Here is a 1,025-nt window from a genome sequence, read left to right on the forward strand (position 1 = left end):
TGTGGCTGGCCTCCAGTGGCCCCACAGTCAAACTGCAAAAACTGGTGCTGGCGCAGGACACCGGCAGCGCCATTGTGGGGGCGGTACGGGCTGACTATTTTGCGGGCTCGGGCACGGCGGCGGGTGAATTTGCGGGTCGCCTCAAGCAAGCACTCAATCTTTGGGTGCTTTGGCCGAAATAGAGGGGGTAAACCTGTCACAGATTCCTTCAGCAGGCTAAGTCACCCACAACGAACGAATCCATGAACACATCCATGCGCGACATCGACGAACGGACCAATCTGGCGGGCAACAGCATGTTCGAGCTGCTGTTGTTCCGCTTGGGCGAAGCGCCGGGCACGAATCGGCGTGAGTTGTTTGGCATCAACGTGTTCAAGGTTCGGGAGATTCTGGTCATGCCCGAGATCACCGCCATTGCCAACGCGCCGCCCAGCGTGATGGGCGTTGCCAATATCCGCGGCCAAATGATCCCGGTGATCAATCTGCCGGCGATCACGGGCTGCAACCCCACCAAGGGACTGGGCATTTTGCTGGTCACCGAATTTGCGCGCACCACCCAAGCGTTTGCCGTGGAAGAAGTGAACGAAATTGTTCGCCTGGAATGGAAGCAGGTGCTCTCGGCCGAAGGCACGGGTGGTGGCCTGGTCACCAGCATTGCGCGACTGGACGGCAATGCCGAAGGCAGCCGCCTGGCGCAGGTGCTGGGCGTCGAGCAGATTTTGCGCGACGTCTTTCCCCGGGAGCATCAGGCGATCCAGGATGCGGCTGTCATCCCCAAACTGAAACTGCCGCCCGGTACCGTGATCCTTGCCGCCGATGACTCGGCCGTGGCGCGGATGATGATCGAGCAAGGCCTCAAGGCGATGGACGTGCCCTACATCATGACCAAGACCGGCAAGGAAGCCTGGGAGCGTTTGCAGACGATCTCGGCCCAGGCGGTGGCCGAAGGCAAAACCGTCAAGGACAAAGTGGCGCTGGTGCTGACCGACCTGGAAATGCCCGAGATGGATGGCTTTACGCTGACG

The 1,025-nt window shown here is 60.6% G+C and carries 2 protein-coding genes; both read left to right on the forward strand.

Annotated features, from left to right (window positions below):
- Positions 1-182: 3D domain-containing protein (locus AC097L_RS26385; protein WP_479589644.1), on the forward strand; the 182-nt coding region annotated here is incomplete at its 5' end.
- A 60-nt stretch (positions 183-242) separates the two neighbouring features.
- Positions 243-1,025 (forward strand): chemotaxis protein (locus AC097L_RS26390; protein ID WP_479589645.1); only part of this gene is annotated, 783 nt, incomplete at its 3' end.

Source organism: Rhodoferax sp. RT5P35 (genome assembly GCF_056521385.1).